This is a genomic window from Roseateles sp. So40a (assembly GCF_048081605.1).
In the GTDB taxonomy this organism is placed as follows: Bacteria; Pseudomonadota; Gammaproteobacteria; order Burkholderiales; family Burkholderiaceae_C; genus Roseateles.
The window spans coordinates 1,323,380-1,343,042 of the sequence record NZ_CP182288.1; the positions used below are offsets into that span (position 1 = coordinate 1,323,380).

The 19,663-nt window shown below is 64.8% G+C and carries 19 protein-coding genes and 1 pseudogene; 15 read left to right on the forward strand and 5 right to left on the reverse strand.

The window, feature by feature from the left end:
* The first annotated feature begins 13 nt into the window (after positions 1-13).
* The 4 genes from ACNI65_RS06165 (at position 14) to ACNI65_RS06180 (ending at position 5,840) form a co-directional block, all read left to right on the forward strand.
* A complete protein-coding gene (locus ACNI65_RS06165; protein ID WP_416761824.1) occupies positions 14-1,402 on the forward strand; it encodes a DUF1501 domain-containing protein in 1,389 nt (462 codons plus the stop codon).
* A gap of 348 nt (positions 1,403-1,750) precedes the next feature.
* Positions 1,751-3,541, forward strand: coding sequence for a DUF1800 domain-containing protein (locus ACNI65_RS06170; RefSeq protein ID WP_416761826.1), 1,791 nt, complete (start codon positions 1,751-1,753; stop codon positions 3,539-3,541).
* A 41-nt stretch (positions 3,542-3,582) separates the two neighbouring features.
* Positions 3,583-4,971 carry a DUF1501 domain-containing protein gene (locus ACNI65_RS06175; RefSeq protein WP_416761827.1) on the forward strand — a complete coding sequence of 463 codons (1,389 nt, stop codon included), beginning with the start codon at positions 3,583-3,585 and terminating at the stop codon, positions 4,969-4,971.
* 203 nt (positions 4,972-5,174) lie between these two features.
* Entirely contained in the window at positions 5,175-5,840 is a 666-nt protein-coding gene (locus ACNI65_RS06180) for a helix-turn-helix transcriptional regulator (protein WP_416761828.1), read from the forward strand.
* A gap of 93 nt (positions 5,841-5,933) precedes the next feature.
* Here the strand turns inward: ACNI65_RS06180 and ACNI65_RS06185 are convergent.
* Positions 5,934-6,059 (reverse strand): annotated as a pseudogene (locus ACNI65_RS06185) (alkaline phosphatase D family protein); the annotation flags it as partial.
* Between the two features lie 166 nt (positions 6,060-6,225).
* Between ACNI65_RS06185 and ACNI65_RS06190 the strand changes: the two are divergent.
* Together ACNI65_RS06190 and ACNI65_RS06195 are read left to right on the forward strand one after the other, a co-directional pair.
* Positions 6,226-6,474 (forward strand): type II toxin-antitoxin system RelE family toxin, encoded by a 249-nt coding sequence (locus ACNI65_RS06190; RefSeq protein ID WP_416761829.1) that lies wholly within the window; start codon positions 6,226-6,228, stop codon positions 6,472-6,474.
* Positions 6,467-6,796 carry a helix-turn-helix domain-containing protein gene (locus tag ACNI65_RS06195; protein WP_416761830.1) on the forward strand — a complete coding sequence of 110 codons (330 nt, stop codon included), beginning with the start codon at positions 6,467-6,469 and terminating at the stop codon, positions 6,794-6,796. The genes ACNI65_RS06190 and ACNI65_RS06195 overlap by 8 nt, the downstream gene beginning before the upstream one ends.
* A gap of 43 nt (positions 6,797-6,839) precedes the next feature.
* On the opposite strand, the gene ACNI65_RS06200 is transcribed toward ACNI65_RS06195, so the two are convergent.
* The 3 genes from ACNI65_RS06200 to ACNI65_RS06210 are packed head-to-tail and all read right to left on the reverse strand — an operon-like array spanning position 6,840 to position 8,244.
* The gene (locus ACNI65_RS06200) at positions 6,840-7,229 is read right to left on the reverse strand and encodes a VOC family protein (RefSeq protein ID WP_416761831.1); all 390 of its coding nucleotides are present in this window, start codon (positions 7,227-7,229) and stop codon (positions 6,840-6,842) included.
* A 50-nt stretch (positions 7,230-7,279) separates the two neighbouring features.
* Complete coding sequence (locus ACNI65_RS06205) at positions 7,280-7,777, reverse strand: disulfide bond formation protein B (protein ID WP_416761832.1); 498 nt, start codon at positions 7,775-7,777, stop codon at positions 7,280-7,282.
* Positions 7,777-8,244: a RidA family protein gene (locus ACNI65_RS06210; protein WP_416761833.1), complete on the reverse strand. Its 468-nt coding sequence runs from the start codon at positions 8,242-8,244 to the stop codon at positions 7,777-7,779. The genes ACNI65_RS06205 and ACNI65_RS06210 overlap by 1 nt, the downstream gene beginning before the upstream one ends.
* Positions 8,245-8,334: 90 nt before the next feature.
* On the opposite strand from ACNI65_RS06210, the gene ACNI65_RS06215 reads away from it, so the two are divergent.
* From ACNI65_RS06215 to ACNI65_RS06235, 5 genes are all read left to right on the forward strand, one after another.
* On the forward strand, positions 8,335-9,087 hold the full coding sequence (locus tag ACNI65_RS06215; RefSeq protein WP_416761834.1) for a ComEC/Rec2 family competence protein: 753 nt from the start codon (positions 8,335-8,337) through the stop codon (positions 9,085-9,087).
* A gap of 1,034 nt (positions 9,088-10,121) precedes the next feature.
* On the forward strand, positions 10,122-10,400 hold the full coding sequence (locus tag ACNI65_RS06220; protein ID WP_416761835.1) for a hypothetical protein: 279 nt from the start codon (positions 10,122-10,124) through the stop codon (positions 10,398-10,400).
* A 344-nt stretch (positions 10,401-10,744) separates the two neighbouring features.
* Positions 10,745-11,158 carry an HAD domain-containing protein gene (locus ACNI65_RS06225; protein WP_416761836.1) on the forward strand — a complete coding sequence of 138 codons (414 nt, stop codon included), beginning with the start codon at positions 10,745-10,747 and terminating at the stop codon, positions 11,156-11,158.
* Positions 11,159-11,256: 98 nt separating this feature from the next.
* Positions 11,257-11,883, forward strand: a complete 627-nt coding sequence (locus tag ACNI65_RS06230; protein WP_416761837.1) for a hypothetical protein — start codon at positions 11,257-11,259, stop codon at positions 11,881-11,883.
* A 178-nt stretch (positions 11,884-12,061) separates the two neighbouring features.
* Positions 12,062-12,469, forward strand: coding sequence for an H-NS family nucleoid-associated regulatory protein (locus ACNI65_RS06235; RefSeq protein ID WP_416761838.1), 408 nt, complete (start codon positions 12,062-12,064; stop codon positions 12,467-12,469).
* Positions 12,470-12,722: 253 nt separating this feature from the next.
* On the opposite strand, the gene ACNI65_RS06240 is transcribed toward ACNI65_RS06235, so the two are convergent.
* Positions 12,723-13,649 carry a J domain-containing protein gene (locus ACNI65_RS06240; RefSeq protein ID WP_416761839.1) on the reverse strand — a complete coding sequence of 309 codons (927 nt, stop codon included), beginning with the start codon at positions 13,647-13,649 and terminating at the stop codon, positions 12,723-12,725.
* 199 nt (positions 13,650-13,848) lie between these two features.
* On the opposite strand from ACNI65_RS06240, the gene ACNI65_RS06245 reads away from it, so the two are divergent.
* From ACNI65_RS06245 to ACNI65_RS06260, 4 genes are all read left to right on the forward strand, one after another.
* The gene (locus tag ACNI65_RS06245) at positions 13,849-14,280 is read left to right on the forward strand and encodes an NUDIX hydrolase (RefSeq protein ID WP_416761840.1); all 432 of its coding nucleotides are present in this window, start codon (positions 13,849-13,851) and stop codon (positions 14,278-14,280) included.
* 139 nt (positions 14,281-14,419) lie between these two features.
* On the forward strand, positions 14,420-15,661 hold the full coding sequence (locus ACNI65_RS06250; RefSeq protein ID WP_416761841.1) for a DUF6161 domain-containing protein: 1,242 nt from the start codon (positions 14,420-14,422) through the stop codon (positions 15,659-15,661).
* A 149-nt stretch (positions 15,662-15,810) separates the two neighbouring features.
* On the forward strand, positions 15,811-17,745 hold the full coding sequence (locus ACNI65_RS06255; protein ID WP_416761842.1) for an ATP-dependent nuclease: 1,935 nt from the start codon (positions 15,811-15,813) through the stop codon (positions 17,743-17,745).
* 10 nt (positions 17,746-17,755) lie between these two features.
* Positions 17,756-19,651, forward strand: a complete 1,896-nt coding sequence (locus ACNI65_RS06260) for a UvrD-helicase domain-containing protein (RefSeq protein WP_416761844.1) — start codon at positions 17,756-17,758, stop codon at positions 19,649-19,651.
* Positions 19,652-19,663 lie beyond the last annotated feature (12 nt).

The following is a 19,663-nucleotide window of genomic DNA, read 5'->3' on the forward strand; positions in this document are numbered from 1 at the left end:
GCGGAGCCCCGACATGACCCACGTCTCGAAACTGGCGTCGCTGCGCCGCCGCGAATTCCTCAAGCGCGCCTCGGCGGTCTCCGTTGCTGGCACCGCCGCGCCCTGGGCGCTGCAGCTGGCCGCGATCGGCGAGGCCGCCGCGGCCGCCGCCCCGGGCGACTACAAGGCCATCGTCTGCCTGTTCATGTACGGCGGCAACGACTACGGCAACACCGTCGTGCCCTACGACGCTGCCAGCTACCAGGCCTACGCCAACATCCGCCAGGCGCTGGCCACGCCGCGCGACCAGCTCGCCGCGACCGCGCTGACGCCGTCCGTGGCGCTGCCCGACAGCCGCCAGATGGCACTCGCGCCGACGATGGCGCGCCTCAAGCCGGTCTTCGACGCGGGTCGGCTCGCGGTGATGCTCAACATCGGCCCGCTGATGCAGCCCACCACGCTGGCCCAGTACAAGGCCGCCAGCGTGCCGCTGCCGCCCAAGCTCTTCTCGCACAACGACCAGTCCAGCCTCTGGCAGTCCTCGCGTCCTGAGGGTGCGACCTCGGGCTGGGGCGGCCGCATGGCCGACCAGTTCCTCGCCAGCAACGGCAACGCGACGTTCAGCTGCATCAACGTCTCGGGCAACGCGGTGTTCATGTCCGGCGGACAGGCCGTGCAGTACCAGATGACCAGCGGCGGCGCGGTCGCCGTCAACGGCGCGACCAAGCCGCTGTTCGGCTCGGCCGCCTGCGCCGAGGCGCTGAAGGGGCTGGTCACCGGCGAGCGCCAGCACTGGATGGAGCAGGAGCTCAATCGCGTCACGGCGCGCTCGATCAGCGCGCAGGGCACGATCACCACGGCGCTGACCAACACGACGCTGCAGACGCCGTTCGAGACCAACCAGCTCGCCGCGCAACTGCAGACGGTGGCCCGGCTGATCGGCGCGCGCGCCGCGCTGGGCGCGCAGCGCCAGGTGTACTTCGTGTCCATCGGCGGATTCGACCTGCACGACAACCTGATGTCGCAGCATCCCGGGCTGCTGGGCAGCGTGGCCAACGCGATGGCCAGCTTCGATGCGGCGCTCTCCGAGCTGGGCGTCTCGCAGAACGTCACGACCTTCACCGCGTCGGACTTCGGCCGCACGCTGAGCTCCAACGGCGACGGCTCCGACCACGGCTGGGGCAGCCATCACCTGGTGATGGGTGGCGCGGTCAAGGGCGGCCGCTTCTATGGCCAGCTGCCGTCGGTGAGCGTGAACGGTCCGGACGACGTCGGCCAGGGCCGCCTGTTGCCCACCACCGGCGTGGACCAGCTGGCGGCGACGCTGGCGCTGTGGATGGGCGTCGCGCCGAGCGAGCTGCCCCGGGTGCTGCCGGGGATCGTGAACTTCAACCAGAAAGACCTCGGTCTCCTCGCGGCCTGATTCCGGACTTGATCGCTCGGATTGGCCGGAATGTTCCGGCCAATTACATCGCGGAGCCCCAAGTGATGCGGGGCGACTCGCGGCGGCGGCGCACCACGCACGTGCGCTCGGTCCGCGCGCCGTGAGATCCCGCACGGCGCTCATCGCGAGCTGCCAACAATCACCGCGGCGACAGGCCGCGATCGACGGGAACCCCGATGGTGACGGGCTTCCCGAGCGCGCGTCGAGGTCGAAAGACACGGTAACCAAAAGCGTTTCCGGCCCTTTCCGCTGTTGCTGATCGGATGCTGAAAGCGGGGGCGGAACTCCCTAGAGTGCCGGGCGTCAGCAGTAACGACGCCCCTCACCATGTTCCGATTCCCCTGGTCCTCCGCCGCCGTCACCGCGGCTGCCGCTGCCCTCAGCGCCTGTGGCGGGGGAGGCGGCGGCGATTCGCCGTCCGCCACGCCGTCCGGTTCCGCGCCGACGCCTGAGGGCGGCAATGCGCCCGCGCCTGCACCGGCACCTTCTCCCGCACCTTCTCCCGCACCGGCTCCCGCGCCCGAACCGGCGCCTGCGCCGGCGCCCGCGCCGGCCCCGGAGCCCGCGCCCGCGCCGCCGCCGGTGGCCGTCCTGCCCCTGCCCAACGACGCGCAGGCTGCGCGCTTCCTGGCGCAGGCCGGCTTCGGCGCGACCGAGGCCGACATCGCCACGCTCAAGTCCGTCGGTTACGCGTCCTGGCTGGACCTGCAATTCATGGCGCCGCGCACCGAGTCGCACTGGGACTGGCTCACGCGCAACGGCTACGCGACCGACGCGAAGAAGAACGCCAACTTCGACGGCCTGCCGGGCAGCGTCTGGTGCAAGTTCATCAGCTCGCCGGACCAGCTGCGCCAGCGCATGGTGCTGGCGCTGTCGGAGATCTTCGTGGTGTCCGCGGTGGGCGCGACGCTGCCGTGGCGCACGATGATGATGGCCGCCTACGCCGACCTGCTCGAGGCCAACGCCTTCGGCACCTTCCGCGGCCTGCTGGAGGCGGTCACGCTGTCGCCGGCGATGGGCAGCTTCCTGGCGATGCGCGGCAGCCGCAAGGAAGACGGCAAGGGCCGCCAGCCCGATGAGAACTTCGCGCGCGAGGTGATGCAGCTCTTCACCATCGGCCTGGCGCGGCTGAACCTGGACGGCAGCGTGCAGACCGCGGGCGGCCGCCCGGTCGAGACCTACGACCTGCAGACGGTGACGCAGCTCGCGCGCGCGCTCACCGGCTGGGACTTCGACACCGGCGCGCCCGCCGGCGCCGATCCCTCCTACCTGCGCCGGCCGATGACGCACGACGCGTCGCAGTTCGCCGGCGGCCCCAAGACGGTCCTTGGCACGACGATTCCCGCCAGCGCCGACGGCCCCACGGCCTTGCGCCAGGCGCTGGACATCCTCGCGAACCATCCGAACGTCGGGCCGTTCTTCGGCCGGCAGCTGATCCAGCGCTTCGTCTGCTCGAACCCGAGCTCCGCCTACGTGCAGCGCGTGGCGCAGGTCTTCAACAACAACGGCCAGGGCGTGCGCGGCGACCTCCAGGCCGTGCTGCGCGCGGTGCTGCTCGATCCCGAGGCGCGCCTCGTCGAATCCGGCGCGACCAACTCCGGCAAGCTGCGCGAGCCGGTGCTGCGTTTCGTGCAGGTGGCGCGCGCGGTCAAGCTGAGCTCCGCCGGCCAGTGGACCATCCCCGAGACCAGCGACCCGGAAACGCGGCTCGGCCAGAGCCCGTTCTTCAGCCCGTCGGTCTTCAACTTCTTCCGGCCCGGGTATGTGCCGGGCAACTCGGCGATGTCGGCTGGCGGCGTGACCGCGCCGGAGTTCCAGCTGCTCAACGAGGTGACGGTCACCGGCTACCTGAACTTCATGCAGACGCTGCTGACGACCGGCATCGGCGACACGAAGCCCGACCTGACCGCCGACATGGCGCTGTCCACCGATGCGCGCGCGATGGTGGCGCGCCAGGCGCTGATCCTGGGTGGCGGGTCCATCTCGGAGTCGACGCAGCAGCGCATCGCGGCCGCGGCCACGACCATCGCCGCCACCACCGACGACGGCCGCATCAACCGCGCCCGCGCGGGCTGGATGCTGCTGCTGGCCTGTCCCGAGTACCAGATCCAGAAATGACGGCGTCGCGCCGAGCGCGCGACCTTCACCGGAGAATCCCCGTGGCCCATGTGTCCAAGCTGTCCTCGCTGCATCGCCGCGAGTTCCTCAAGCGCGCCTCCGTGGCGTCCGCCGTCGGCGCCGCCGCGCCCTGGGCCCTGCAGCTCGCCGCGATCGGCGACGCCGCGGCGGCGACCTCGGGTGGCGGCTACAAGGCGCTGGTGTGCGTGTTCCTGCACGGCGGCAATGACCACGGCAACACCGTGATCCCGTATGACGCCGCCAGCCATCAGGCCTACGCCGCGATCCGCCCGACGCTGGCGATCGGCCGCGACGCGCTGGCCGCGACCGCCTTGGCCCCGACGCTCGCGCTGCCCGACGGCCGCCAGATGGCGCTGGCGCCCGGGCTCTCGGCGATCAAGCCGGTCTTCGACGCGGGACGCCTCGGCGTGCTGCTCAACATCGGCACGCTGGTCGCGCCGATGACGCTGGCGCAGTACCGCTCGGGCGCGGTGCCCGCGCCGCCGATGCTGTTCTCCCACAACGGTCAGGCCAGCCTCTGGCAGTCCTCCGGCGTCGAGGGCGCCCGCACCGGCTGGGGCGGCCGCATGGCCGACCTGATGCTGTCGGCCAACGGCCGCGCCGGGCTGACCTGCATCAATGTCTCGGGCAACGCGGTCTTCCAGGCCGGAGAGACGGCCTTCCAGTACCTGACCGGCCCCAGCGGCAAGAAGCCCATCACCGGCATCGGTCCGCAGATCTTCGGCTCCACGTCCTGCGCGAAGCTGCTCAAGGCGCTGATCACCGAGGAGCGCAGCCATCCGATGGAATCGGAGCTCAATCGCGTCACGGCGCGCTCGATCGATCTGCAGACGACCCTGTCGACCGCGCTGTCGGGCGGGGCGACGATCGCCACGCCGTTCGCCGCGGACGCGCTGGCCCGGCAGCTCAAGATGGTCGCGAGCCTGGTGGCCGCGCGCTCGTCGCTGGGCATGACGCGCCAGGTGTTCTTCGTCTCGGTCGGCGGCTTCGACGTGCACGACGGGCTCAGCACGCGCCATCCGGCGCTGATGCAGCAGCTGGGCGGCGCGCTCGCGAGTTTCGACGCCGCGTTGCGTGAGGTCGGCATGGCCGATCAGGTCACGACCTTCACCGCGTCCGACTTCGGCCGCACGCTGAGCAGCAACGGCGACGGCAGCGATCATGGCTGGGGCGCGCATCACTTTGTGATGGGCGGCGCGGTGCGCGGCGGACGTTTCCACGGCACGGCGCCCTCGGTGAGCGTCAACGGGCCGGACGATGTCGGCCAGGGCCGGCTGCTGCCCACGACCGCGGTGGATCAACTGGCCTCGACGCTGGCGCTGTGGATGGGCGTGCCGGCCAGCGAGCTGCGCACCGTGCTGCCCAACATCGGCAACTTCGCGACGTCGGACCTGGGCTTCATGGCCTGAAGACCGCCGTGGCGCGGTCCCCCGGCATATCGGGCCCGAACCCGACATCGCCGTTCCCCCAACCCTAGGGGGCCTCCATCGTGCCTAGGGGCTACGCAAGACCCTGACGTTCTCCTAACATCTCACGAGGCCTCTTGCGCCGCCAGCGGCGATCAGACCGCGCGCGACGGGGCCGCACGCCACACGCCTTTAGGGAGGCCAAGATGGATGTCATGTTGGGGAGGGCCCCGGAGTTGGGCCGGCTCGTGTCCTATCGCGGCCCGGAACGCCGGCGTGGATCACCGGATCGATGGTGGCGCCACGCGCTCGAGGCGATCGACCTGGGGGTGTGCCTGCTCGGCGGCGATGGCGTGCTGCTCTACGCCAACAGCACCGCGCGGCAACAGCTCAACGAGCACGCCCCGCTGCAGATCCTCGACGGGCAGCTGCTCGCGCCTCAACTCAACGACCAGACCCGGCTCGACAACGCGCTGGCCGATGTGCAGCGTGGACTGCGCCACCTGATCTGCCTGGGACGTGGCGCGGCGCGGCTGTCGCTGTCGGTGCTGCCGCTGCAGGACGGTCACGGGCGGCAGGCGCAGGCGCTGCTCGTGCTGGGCAAGCGCAACCTCTGCGGCGAGCTGCCCATGCTGGCCTTCGCCCGCGAGCATCAACTCACCGCGGCGGAGCAGCAGGTGTTGCAGTCGCTGTGCGCCGGCCTGCAGCCGCAGGAGATCGCGCAGCGCCATGGCGTGGCGATCTCCACGGTGCGCACCCAGATCGCCAGCGTGCGCGCCAAGACGGCTACGGAGAGCATCCGCGACCTGGTGGCGATGGTGGCGCAGCTGCCGCCGATGCAGGGCGTGCTGCGGGTGATGGAGCTGCGCTGATCGGGCGCTGATTCGCCGCTGATCAACCGCGCTGCGGCGCGAGCGTCTTCGAGAACAGGCTGTTGCCCGCGAGGTCCTTGAGCGTGACCGTCATGCGGCCGTGTAATGCACGTCGGCGGTCAGCCAGACGATGTTGTGCAGGCGATGGCGCTTGATCTCGCTGAGCAGCCGGGCGATCTCGAGCTCACGGCCGCGCGGCGCGCCGTCGTCGCCGTTGGCGGTGAACAAGCTTCGATGAAGCTGACGATCGGCATGCGCGCCACGGTGTTCCTCCCCCGACGCGGCCCTCCAAGGAGGGTGCCGAAATCCAATGTTGAGCTTGGTCAAGGTTAATGTACGGACATCAGATTAGCGTTCGAAAAGCTAATCAAACCGTATAGCATCCATGAATCGCATCAACTGGACCGAGAAGGCGATGCGGCAGATGATGAAGTGGCCACGAGAGGCGGTGAAGGCGATTGCCGGAGCCGTCGTGATCGAGCTGGCGGACCTCAAGACTGCGCGCAACGTCAAACGATTGATGAACCATCCATACGCCTATCGCTTGCGAGTCGGGGACTATCGCGTGTTCTTCGATTTCGCCGTGGAGGTGCGGATCGTGTCCATCGAGGAAGTGAGGAAGCGCGATGAATAAACGTATTGACTTTCAGACCATCCTCGGCGCCGATGGAACGCCCGCGTTCGTCGTGCTGCCCTACGACGAATTCGTGAGGCACTTCGAGGCCGTCGGGGATCTGATTCCGGACGCCGTCGCGCAGCTCGTCTTCAACGAGGAAATGACGGGCGCGAAGGCGTGGCGCACGCACCTGGGGTTGACGCAGCAGGTCGTGGCTGATCGCCTCGGGATCACGCAGGGCGCGTATGCGCAACTCGAAGCGAGTGGTCGGCCGAGGCGCTCTTCGCGCGAGCGCATCGCCAAGGCCCTGGGCATCAGGCCCGGGCAGTTGGATTTCTGAAGGGCTCGGGCTCAGCGAGCCCGATGAACAGCCTCAGGAAGGATCACTGCCCCTCGGGCGGCTGCCAGAGCTCGACCTTGTTGCCTTCGGGATCGATGACCCAGCCGAACTTGCCGTACTCGGAGTCGTCGGTCTTCTCGAGCACCTCGCAGCCCTCGTCGCGCAGCGCCTGCAGCAGCGACGCGAGATCGGCCACGCGGTAATTGATCATGAACGCGGCCTTGTTCGGGCCGAAACCGTCGCCGCCCTCGGCCCCGCCGATGCACCAGATCGTCGAGCCGCCCGTGGGCGCGCCCGACTCTTCCGTCCACGTGAACGCCGCGCCGCCCCACGGCTGCACATCCACACCGAGGTGCGTCTTGTACCAGTCGCGCAGCGCCGCGGGATCCTTGGCGTTGAAGAAGATGCCGCCGATGCCTGTGACTCGCTTCATGAGGGAACTCCCGTCGGGTTGATCGATTTCAAGGACACCGGCGCGCCGTCTCACCGACGATGCACCGCTCCGCGCTTGAGCGTCAGCAGACACAGCAGCGCGATCAGGGTGAACAGGGCGCCGCTCCAGATCTCATAGGGCAGACCGAGCAGCGTGTACGCGGAAGCCTCGCTGCAATTGGCCGTGACCATGAAGACGCTCGGGAAACGCTCCTCCAGCTTCAGCGCCGTCAGCACGCGGTCCGCGAAGGTCATGTCGCAGCTCGCCAGCTTGGAGGCCACCTCGTGCTGATAACCCGCGGCGAACAGGCCCGCCACGCCCAGCGCCGCCGTCAGCAGCAGCGCCAGCACGCGCGCGAACCCCGCACGCTGCAGCGCCCAGCCCAGCGCGCTCACCACGGCGATCAGCAGGAAGATGCCACGCTGCATCACGCACCACGGGCAGGGTTTGACGCCGAACTGGTACTGCGCCACCAAGGCCGCCGCCACACCGGCGAGCGACACCAGCGCGCTGAAGGCCAGCACGCGCGACGCGGTCAGCGCGCGCATCAGCCGGCGATCTCGGCGATCAGCTCGATCTCGACGCAGGCGCCCATCGGGATCTGCGCCACGCCGAACGCGCTGCGGGCATGCGCGCCGACCTCGGATCCGAACACCTGGCCGAAGAGCTCGGACGCACCGTTGGTCACCAGGTGCTGCTCGGTGAAGTCGCCGGTGCTGTTGACCAGGCTCATCAGCTTGACGATGCGCGTGACCTTGTTCAGGTCGCCCACGGCCGCGTGCAGCGTGCCCATCAGGTCCACGGCGATCGCGCGCGCGGCCTGCTGGCCGGTGGCGGTGTCGGTGTCCTTGCCCAGCTGGCCGACCCAGGGCTTGCCGTCCTTCTTCGCGATATGACCGGACAGGAACACCAGGTTGCCGGTGCGGACGAAGGGCACGTAGGCCGCGGCGGGCACGGCCACGGGCGGGAGCTCGATGCCCAGTTGCTTCAGGCGGTCGTAGACGGAAGTGCTCATGAGGGTCAACGCGGAAGTGAAAAAAAGCGTCGCGGATCCTACACCCCGGCCTGGTGCTGGAGCCTGATCCCCGCAGCAGCCCTGTTCGGGATGGGGCTGGTGCAGGCGCTGCCGGCCTTGCCGGAGGCCTCCATCCGCACGGCCTGGTGCGTCGCCGTGGCGTTCGCGGCCGTCTGGGTGGCGGTCGTCATGATCGGGGCGCGGTGGCGGGTGCCGCGAACGATCCGACCGTGGCTGCGACCGTGGCTGCGACCATTCGCCATCGCCTGGCTCGCGTGGACGGTGCTCGCCGCGCTGTTGGGCGCGGGGTGGGCGGTGTCGCGGGCCGACGGCCGTCTCGCCGAGCGCCTGCCCGCCGCGATGGCAGGCCGGATCCTGACGCTCACCGGCCGCATCGGCAGCCTGCCGCAGCGCACCGAGGGCCAGGGCGGCGTCGAGGGCTGGCGCTTCGTGCTGGACGTCGATGAGCGGGAGCTCACGACACCGCCCCGCGTGCTGCTGTCCTGTTATCAGATGCCGACCCCGCCGCGCGCGGGCGAGCGCTGGTCCCTGCCGGTGAAGCTGCGGCCGCCGCACGGGCTGATGAATCCGGGCGGTTTCGACACGGCGCTCTGGATGCTCGAGCAGGACCTGCCCGCCGCCGGCACCTGCCGCGCGCAGGGGCAACGCCGCCTGGATGCGGGCGGCGGCGGCCTTGCGATGCGGGTGCTCGCGCTGCGCCAGGCCTTGCGCGACGCGATCGACCGGCAACTCGGCGAGGTCCGCGACCGGCGCGGCGCCGGGGTGCTCGCCGCGTTGAGCCTGGGCGATCAGGGCGCGGTGCAGGTGGGTCTTCGCAATTAGCTCGTACGCCGAGCTCTCCTCTGGACGGCCGATTCTGAGCCCGGCCGATTGCAAATCCTTCTACGCCGCACGTCAGAGTGCGGACGATGAGCCTTGCAATCAGGTTCTACGCCCGGCCGGAGGGGGGCTTCACGGCGCGGAAGCGTGGAAGTCAGAAGTTAATCCCGCCGCGTTTGGCAGCGTACCTAGTCTTCGACTTTTGGGGACGTGTCTGCCGACACTGGCTTCAACCTCCAGGTCCCGAGCCTCATCGGAGCATCTATCCGTAGCGGCGACGGTTTCTTCGCTCAAGAAACCGCGACATCTGGTGGGCTGCGAGAGTCGCCATTCTGTTCGAGAGAGCCCAATTACACCCAAATATAGTCGATTATAGTTAGTGCCTCCTTACATCTCCCGGCTGGTCAGTTGGCATCAAATTGCTGTGGGCGGCAAAGACAGGAAACTCCGCAGCGAGTTTGATATCCCACCCACCACGGACATCAACGTCAGCGACTCGCGCCATTGAGTCAAAGTGCTGTCCCTGTTCATTGGGACGCAGATGTCCGAGTCTGCCCTTGGCAATGAGAGTCAGTGGCGGCGCCTGCCTCATTCATAAGAAATATTGAGATGCACATTTTTTGGCATCAACGAATGAGCATTTTGGTGGGGACTGAAGGGCTGCCGGGCCTAAGGGACTCATCCACTAAAAGCTAACGGAGGCCCAAAGTCGGGAAGCGCCCCCGATGGAATCGAGTATCTCCCCGTTGTACGTGGCTTTCACAGATTTTCCTTCCAAGAATGAACCAAATGTATTGGTGCGAAAGCATGATGGGTAGAGAGTCGCTTTCAGTTCATTGATGCCCGATGCGGAACTCATCGTTTGAACTTGATGAAGCAATGAAGGCTGCCATTGCATTTGTGTTCCTGTGTCCAGCATGATTGTTCCGTGATTGACCGCTAGGCCGCTGGCGTCGATAGCGCCGGGAAAGGTTCAGATGCATAAGTCAGGAGAGTTCAACAGACCGCCTCGACCGAGTGACGACCTGCTGCGCGACATGGAGCTGCAGGAGGTTGCGCGCGAGTTGCTAGGCGGCCCGGCCCTGTGGATGTTGCTCAGCTACGGTCGGGTGATGGAGGGCGCGCGCGTCGGGCGATACGTGAGTGGATTGCCTGGCGACGAGCAACTGGAACTTGCGAGGAAGCTGTCGAGGGGCGAGACCGTGCCTGTCCATCTGATGCACCGGCATCAGTCCGGAAACTACGAGTCGTCATCCCTTCGGTGGGAGGGCGGAAATCTCTTCATGGTCTTCGCAGACAGGGAGGACCCTGCGTGATGCATGCAAGCGCTTGGGGACGCGAGTGCAACCAGCAAGGAGCGAGCATGGAGATTGACGACCTTGAGTCACTAAGCCTCACCCAGCTACTCATCTGGCGGTTTCGTGTCGATGCCCTCATCGAAGAGAAGCGACAACAGGTTCTGGACCAAGTCTGTGGTCGATTCTTGCTAAACCTCATGGAAGTAGGCATTGAGCCTCGCGAAGCCGCGGCTTGGTTGGAGCGACGGTCGTCGCGCTCTGGTGCGGAGGACAGCGATGGGTCCACGCATGAGGCGAGTCTCGACCGACGCTCCAAGTAGCTAGCGACCCTGGCGTAGATGTTCGACCAACCGAGACGACACATGCGGGTGCTATTCCTGGACTTTGACGGCGTTCTTCATGCTGGACCTGGCGTCGTAACTCAGACCAGTCACTGGTGTTGGCTTCCAGTGCTGCACGAAGCACTGCAGGCGCATGGAGATGTCCGCATCGTGGTTCACAGTACTTGGAGGTTCCAGTACGACCTGGACGAACTGCGTGAGCTACTGGGTGCGCTTGGCCCGCGGGTTATCGGAGCAACTGTCGGACCGGGGCGCCTGGAGGGAATCGAGCTCTGGTTGTCGGAGCATCCGGATGTGGGTGATTTTCGAGTTCTCGACGACGAGCTAGAGCCGTTCCACAGCCTGTCGCAACAGCTCATCGCATGCGACCCGGCGCTGGGAATGTCAGACCCACAGGCGCTCCGTCGGCTTCGAGCGTGGCTGGTGAGTGGGTGATGGGACCTTCAAGAAGATGAGCACCTTCCGCCTCTGGGCGCTCCGGCAACTTGAGCTTTCGATGTGCGCGTGATGGGGTCCGAGCAAAGGAATCGACGATGAGCACAAAGGTGACCTTGAAGCAGCGGAAGCAGGACGGGTCGACGCCCGGTTTCCGGCTCTACCGCGACGTTCTGGACGAGTTCGGTGTCGAGCACCATGACTTGGCGCCAATCTTCCTTCAGCTGACGGGCGTTCAGGCCCAAATCGAGACGATGGCTACGGGAGGTGCAAAGGTGCTTCTCACGTTGCCGCATGGGTTGGCCAGGGAACTCGGTTTAATGTCATCATCAGTGACGCTTGCCAAGGTGGCCCACACAAACGCTGCGGCCCAGCGTCAGCTTCCGATGCTGCGTGAGCAGGAGCCGGTGCGAACGGAGCGCTGGGTGCAGCAAACGGTCGACGTGGACTCCGCTCTAGACGAAGCGGTGCGCGCAACCGCCAAACGCCAGGGTCTTAGCAAGGGGGAGGTTTTCCGCAGCTTCGTTGTTGCGGGAATCGCGAAGGTCGCGACATCACCGCTAAAGCGTCCTCAGGATAGCTCGGAGCGCCTGCATCGGCGCACGATGAACTTCCCACCCGACCTGCACGCCGAAATCAGTGGCTTGAGCGTGGCGAACCGACTCACCAAATCCGAGGTCCTGCGACAACTGGCGAAGCGCGGCTTGAAGGCGCTGACTCGTTAGTCAGCTGCTCAGGCTGTCGGTCGCCTGGGTTAGATGTGAACGAGAGGGGCGCCTTAGGTAGGTCCGAACGTGCTTCACAGGGTAAGCACTAGGCTGAGCTCTGCGCAGTTTGTTCGCGTGCAGCGCTTGGCAATGAGGAGCGGCCAGGCCGAGGAACTAGGATGGCGAAATCTAGTACTTGCCTTCCGAACTCATGACCGATGTAGATGTGTCCCAACTGTCCTATGCGCAACTCGTGGCGTTGAAGCAGAAGCTGGACGGAGAAATTGGAGCGAAGCGAGCCGAGGAATTGAAGGTCCTAGTGGACGGTTTCGCCAAGAAGCTCGAAGCGTTGGGGTTCACGGCGGATGAGGCGATTGACGCGCTCGGTCCTTACACGGATGGGCGGTCGCGCAAGAGCGCCAAGGCTCGGGCGCCAGCCACCCCGCAGGTCCCGTTCTATGACCCGGCCAATCCCACGCGTAGGTGGTCCGGCCACGGCCGCGCTCCTCAGTGGCTCAAGGACTATGAAGCGGCTGGTCGCAACCGTGAGGAGTTCCGAGTGGTCCGTGTGCTTGATGACGATGGTGCTGCGACACCCGTTTAAGCCGAATTTGGTCGAAACTTCCCTCGCCGCGCAGCGTACCTCCGCTAGCAGAGCTCGGCGGCCCGCGACAAGTGAACATCCGAAGAAGCACAAGCGACGCTGGCGAGGCGGGTGCTTTTTGGGGAACTAACCATCCGGCGGCGTCGCGGGTGGAGACATCCTGGATGTAAGTTGGGGTCCCTCGCTAAGTTTTGCCAACGTGCTTCAGCGAGTGCGCCACGCGAGCCTCCCCTGATGAGGCCCTCGGGGCGCTTCAACCGCGAGCTGCCTGAGCATCGAAGTGCCCCGCTGAGATGCTGTCAATCGTCCAGCGGATGAAAGTGCTGGCCGTCTCAAAGACATGCTCCACATCCGTTTTCGTGACACGCACCTTAGAAGGCATGAAGAAGCTTCCGCCGAACTCGACTACCTCGTATCCGTGCAGGCGAAGCCAGCCAGTGCATGCGTCGAACGAGCGATGGTTCAGAACTTCCTTCTTCAGGCGAGTCTGCGCAGCTTGAATCTCTTGCTCGCGCGCGGTGCGCAAGTCGATATCTTTGAGTCGTTGCAAGACTCCATGCTGCTTTTCAACGGCGTCGATGATGCGCTGAGGGTTGGCGTTGCCGACCACGGAAACCAACTTGTTGAGTGAAAGGGCAGCGGGACGCTCACCAGCCAGAACCAGTTTCAACGCGAACTCCAGAATCACTTCGTTTGACCCGAAGTGCTGGGCCATGAAGGTGCGTTCCATGCGTTGACCGATGTCACTCGCGAAGTCGAACTGCTTGGTCTCGAGCATCACCAAGCTGTAGCCGAAGGCTAGGTCATTTGAGATGCGTTTGAGGCGCGAGCGCACTTGCTCAATCTCTGGATAGACCTGGCGCGCTAGCTCCCAGGTCTCGGTTAGCTCGTCCACGGCGGCGCCGAACGATGCATCCTCGGCTTCGTCAGAGAAGCCGGCATCGTGGCTTTGTCGGGTGAGCTCGTCGTCGTATCGCGCCCGGGATTCTGGGTAGCGCAGAACGTCATAGGCCGCGTTAATTTCGGACATCCGAGCGTTCGCGTCGGCTCGTTGCCCTTCCGGGTGCCTGTCGGGGTGGTGCAGCTGAGAAAGAGCCTTATAGGCTGCGCGTATGACGGCGTCGGGAGCGTCAGGTTGGATTCCCAAGGTCTCATAGTGCGTGCGAACACGGCTGCTCATGCAAGCCACTCCCAAGTTGAACTTCGTTTTAGTGGCGCGACTGTACTCGCGAAGGCCGGCCGCAAGGTGCATCCGACGGGCTTCTTGGCGCCGCGGACGACTGTTGGCTTGCAGGCAAAGTCTTCTTTGGTTTCGTCCCTCAGGGCGAAGCTGGCCTGTGAGCCTCCTCTAGACTGAGCCGCTCAATGGGAGGTGTGCGATGCAACTCAGCTGCGGCGTAGTGCTGTTGGACGTGAACAACCGGATGTTCCTTGTGCGAGCGACGGGAACAGAGCGTTGGGACATCCCCAAGGGGTTGCCTGACCCTGGTGAGGTTCCGCTGGAAACGGCTCTGCGGGAGGCCAAGGAAGAGGCCGGCATCGACGCGTCCCAGTGGCCGCTGGTCGACCTGGGCGAGCAAGACTACCTGACTGGCAAGCATCTGCACCTCTTCGCTGGTCGGATTGAATCCTCGCTGCTCGACCCAGCCAAGTGCCGCTGCACGAGCTTCTTCGAGCATCATCGGACTAAGGAGCTGTTGCCGGAGGCCGATGCTTTTGCGTGGGTCGAGTGGGACGCTTGGCCTGGACGCGTGGGAAAGGGGCTACGCAAGACGCTACAGCGACTTGGTGAACATCTTCTCGCCCTCTGAAGCCTTGGAGGCCATCGCCTCGCCTCCACGAGTCGGTCGCTTGAAGGACTGTGTATGGGTGAAAGCGAGCATCGGTTCCATGTCGGGTTTCGGCGCCAGTTTTCGTTTCTTACTTGTGGCGAACGCCGGAAGGAAGTGAATGACACAAGACGGGAACTCCGCTCCTGCAGCGGCGACTGCGCCGCTGTTCCAACTCGACCTTGGAGCAAACGGAGGACTGCTAGCACCGACGACTATCGACGAGCTCGGTCAGTGGCTGGCCAAGGAGCAGCAGTACTGGATATGGCTGCATCAGGGTGGTACCGGCAGTCATGCGCAACCGCTTTCTGAGGCGGTCAGTTGTCTGAACCAAGCGCTCAATGACACGACTCAAGCGAGGAACTATTGGGAGGGCAACCGAGATTACGCGCTTCAGCAACTCCGAAACGCGCAGTCTCAGATTAACGCCGCGTTTGTTGAACGCCGCCTCCCGTACAGCGGGTCTAGGCTGGGGAAGCGGGTGGGCCTCGCTCGTCAGGAGTACGGAGACCTCGGTGCCAGCTTCTTCCTTGCGGCGATGCTCGGTCCGCTCGATAGCGGTCATCAGTTTCAAGCGCTGACACTCGGTTCGTGGCGAGGTCTCTTAGCGGGGCTGGGCGAGCGGTTCTCGTCGTCGCGAGGAAAGTCCGACGCGCGGGTTGAAGCTGCAGGGCTTGCCTTCGACGTCGTCGTCCAGAAGGCTGAGACAGTCATCGGTGAGAAGATGCTCACGTACGACGCGTTGCATCGCGACTACCAAGAGCTGGCCACCAACATCAGCAGTGCGGCCACTTCGCAAGCCGAAACCTTCAAAGGCGACCAAGAGCAGCGCATAAGAGCCTTTGAGGAGATGGCCAACGGCCATCGCGAGGCGATGCGCGAACTCGAGGAGAAGTTCAACGAGAAGATGGCGTTGCGCGCGCCGGCGGATTACTGGCGCAAGAAACAGGTCGGGCACTGTATCGGAGCAACGCTCACCGGCATCTTGTCGTTCGCTGGCATCGGAAGCGCGGCAGGATGGCTGGGACTTCAGGTCCATGACCTGCTAAACACGGCGCAAGCGGGGAAGATGCCAGATACCTGGCGCATCGCGTTGCTGGCTACGCTGGGCGTGTTCTCGGTTTGGGCGTTGAGACTTCTGGTCCGCATGTTCCTCAGCCATCTCCATCTGCTCGGTGACGCCGCGGAACGAGTGGTCATGGTGCAGACCTACCTCTCGCTTATGGAAGGCGACAAGCTTAGCGACAAGGAGGACCGGCGACTCATCTTGCAAGCCCTCTTCCGGCCGGCAAGCGACGGCATCGTCAAAGATGAGGGGATACCGCTTTCGCTCGCTGAGCTGCTAACGAAGACTAGCAAGTAGCCGGAAAATGTTTCGGTGATGTCATTCTTTACGGCGAATGCAAAGGCGGCGGTGCGGAGTAGACAGGCGCACGACACGAGCAACCGGATACATTCGAGAAAAATAGTTCGCGACATGAAGCTGCACGCTCATGCCGGGAGGGAGAGAACATGTACATCGAACAAGTCACGCTGAAAAACTTCCGGTGCTTCGGCCCCCAAGGGGCAGCGTTATCGCTGGACGCTGCCCTCACTGCATTCGTGGGCGCAAATGGCAGCGGGAAAACCGCCGTCATGCAGGGCCTCCAACGGCTCTTCGGCATGACGAGTGAGCAGCGAAGACTTAGGCGTCGCGACTTTCATGTGCCAGCGGACGAAAAAGCTGTGCCGTTGCAGCGCGAGCTAAGCCTTGAGGCCATCTTGGTGTTCCCCGAACTGGACACCGGCACGGAAACGACGGCCGTTCCGGAGTTCTTCCAGCAGATGGCCGCTGATGACAAGGGCAAGCTGAAGGTGCGGCTGCGGCTGGAGGCCACCTGGGTCGATGACGGCACCGTTGAAGGCGCCATTGAAGAAACCTATTTCGCGGTTCGGTCCCTGGGCGAGTACACGGCTGCAGATTGCGTCAACTTGAAGGGTGCAGACCGCTCGCGCATTCAATTGCTCTACATCCCTGCGACGCGCGATGGCGCATCGCAGGTGTCGGCGCTGCTGAAAGGGCGACTGTGGAAGGCCATCCAGTGGTCGGCGAAGGTAAAGACGGCCCTGGACGGCGCTGGCGAGACGCTGAACACCGTCTTCAGGGAAGAGCCGGCTGTCCTTCGCATTGAGGAGAAAGTGAAAAAGCGCTGGCAGGCGCTTCATGACGCAGGCACGGACGCAGTTCCGGTCTTCCGCCCGGTCGACACACGCTGGCAAGAGTTCATTGGACAAGTAGATGTCACCTTCCAGCCTGGTGATGACAGGCGCGACCGCGACATCAACGAACTCAGCGATGGTCAGAAGTCGCTCTTCCATTTGGCACTGACTGCAGCGACTCTGGACGCGGAGGCCGAGGCGGCGAAGGGAGATGCCGAACATGGCTTTGTCCCCGGCAGCATTGCCATCCCGGCGCTGACGCTCATCGCGCTGGAGGAGCCCGAGAACACCCTTGCGCCTTTCTACCTGTCGCGCATCATTGCCCAGGTCGAGGAGCTGGTCGGCACAGCCCAAGCGCAGGCGGTCGTCTCTAGCCACTCCGCGAGCATCCTGTCGCGCGTTAAGCCAGAGGGGGTCCGCCACTTCCGACTTAAGGAAGACAGGACGGCTCGCATCCGTGCCGTGGAGATGCCGGCGGACCAAGAAGAGGCATCCAAGTACCTGCGCGAGGCTGTGCGCAGTTATCCGGAGCTCTATTTCGCAAGGTTCGTCGTGCTGGGCGAAGGGGCCACAGAGGAGGTGGTCATCCCGCGGCTGTCGAAAGCCATGGGCGTCGAAATTGACCGCTCGTTCGTCGCCGTTGTTCCGCTGGGAGGGCGCCACGTGAACCACATGTGGAAGCTGCTCAATGCGCTGGACATCCCGCACGCGACGCTCTTGGACCTGGATTGGGGCCGCCAGGGCGGCGGGTGGGGTCGAGTCAAGACAGCCTTGAAGCAGCTGATTGCCAATGGCACCCCTCCAAAAGAGCTCTTCAAGGAAGTCGCAGCTGACGACCCTGAAGCGGAACGCAATCTCGCCAGTTTCGACACGATGGTAGAGATGGGAAACATCGAGCACTGGCTAACGTTCCTTCGAGAGCGTGGCGTGTTTTTCTCCGCTCCCCTGGACCTCGACTACTCGATGCTTCAAGCCTACTTCCCCGCGTACACAGTGCTGGAGCCGGGGATGGCTGGTCCTAGAACTGGAATAGACGCCCGGGATGCAGTGCTGGGGGAAGGCGGAAATCATGCTGCGTATCCGGCAGACCAGGACGTCGCGCTTCTTTGGTACAGGTATCTATTCCTTGGTCGAGGAAAGCCGAGCACCCATGTTCGCGCTCTGAGCAGACTCTCAGACGAGCAGTTGAGGGCCTCGGCCCCGAAGTTCCTGAAGGACCTCATCGAACTTGTGCGCAAGAGCCTCTGAGGAAGCCACGATGGAATTTTCTCGGAGAGTTGCACCGGAGGACTGGAAGCCAAGGGGTATCCCCGGTCTGGAGCCAGCGGCATGGACCGCGTTGCGCAGTACAGGAAATACGTCGGTCGTAGCGGGTCCTGGGGCCGGCAAAACCGAGTTCCTGGCCCAGCGGGCGGTGTATCTGCTTGAGGCGGGCATCTGCCGGCCTCCGCATCGCATCCTTGCTATCTCGTTTAAGACAGACGCGGCCGCCAATCTCGCCAAGCGCGTGCAGGAGCGGTGCCCGCCAGAGCTGGCCGACCGTTTCTCATCCGTCACGTTCGATGCGTTGACGAAGAGCTTGGTCGACCGCTTCGCCAATGCCCTTCCTTCAGTTTGGCGGCCTACGAGGCCCTATGACATCCTGTTCCCAGACAAGGACTACCTGAGGGAGTTCCAACGCGGGGCGAGGGCAGTGGCTCGCGAAGAATGGCGCAACGAGATTGGCGGGCTGGACCTATTCAGGTTTGAAGCGGATGTCCTGGGGAACAGCAAGTTGCCGTTGGTCGCAGCAAAGCCCACGAACGCCCGCGAGCTGCTCTTGAACTACTGGTGGGCCATGTCGCTGAAATATGCGAAGCCGTCAAAGCTCACCTTCTCGAGCCTGAACAGACTGGCCGAGCTGCTGTTGAGGAGCTCTCCCAACATCCTGGCGGCGCTGCGGTCGACGTACTCGTTCGTGTTCGTGGACGAGTTCCAGGACACGACATTCGCTCAGTACGACTTCCTGAAATCGGCCTTCATGGGGAGCTCGGCGAGCGTGACAGTGGTGGGTGACCACAAGCAGCGCATCATGCTATGGGCCGGCGCTCGTTCGGATGCCTTCGAGCGGTTCGAGGCGGACTTCGGCGCGCAGCGCGTGCCGCTGTTGTTCAACTTCCGTTCATCGCCGGAGCTGGTGCGCGTGCAACACGTCGTTGCCACTGCCCTCGATGCCGGCGCCATTCCCACGCAGTCCCAAGCCGCCGCAGAGTTGGCCAAGAACGTGGTGCAGGTTTGGTCGAGCTCCCATCGTCAAGGGGAGGCCGAGTACTTGGCGACGTGGGTCGCCACGGACCTGGCCGCCCGCAGGAAGCGGCCGCGCGACTACGCGCTGCTGGTTCGCCAGAAGGCTGAGGTCTTCGAGCGGGAGTTGCAGCCTGCGTTCGCCGCTGCCGGTCTGGCACTGCGCAATGAGAGCAAGGTAATTGGTAAGGTCTCCATCCAGGACTTGCTGGTGGATGACATCGCCCAGGTCGTGCTGGCCTTGCTGCGTCTTGGCACCAAGGTGAAGGCGCCGGCGGCGTGGCAGTTGGCCTCATCGGCCTTGGAATTTCTCGCCGGTGTCGACTCGGCGGACACCCTCGGCACTCGCAGCGCCGAGGGTGCGCTTGAGGGGTTCCTGGCCGAGCTGCGAGCTCTGATGGATGCCAAGGAGCCGTCCGAGGCGGCGGCCGCTGCCGTGGTCGACAAGGTCTACGCGTTCCTGGACATGGAGCGCATCGTTCGCTCCCATGTTCGCTATCAGCGCAACGATATGGCCGAGCTCATTCGGGAGGGGTTGACCATCCACCTGGCCGAGTGCGCTCATGCCAGTGGAAATTGGGCCGACTGCCTGGACCTATACGAGGGCACAGACCAGATTCCGCTTTTGACCGTGCACAAGAGCAAGGGACTCGAGTACGACACGATTGCCTTTATCGGACTGGACGACAAGTCCTGGTGGAGCCACACGCCTGGCAATCCCGAGGGGCTGGCGACGTTCTTCGTCGCGCTGTCTCGCGCCAAGCAGCGTGCCGTGTTCCTATTCTGCAATGAGCGAGGTGCCCGGCAGAAGGTCGCCGACCTCTACCAACTCCTCACCGACGCCGGCGTCGTCGAGACAGTTGTTTGCTGACCGTGGAGTGCT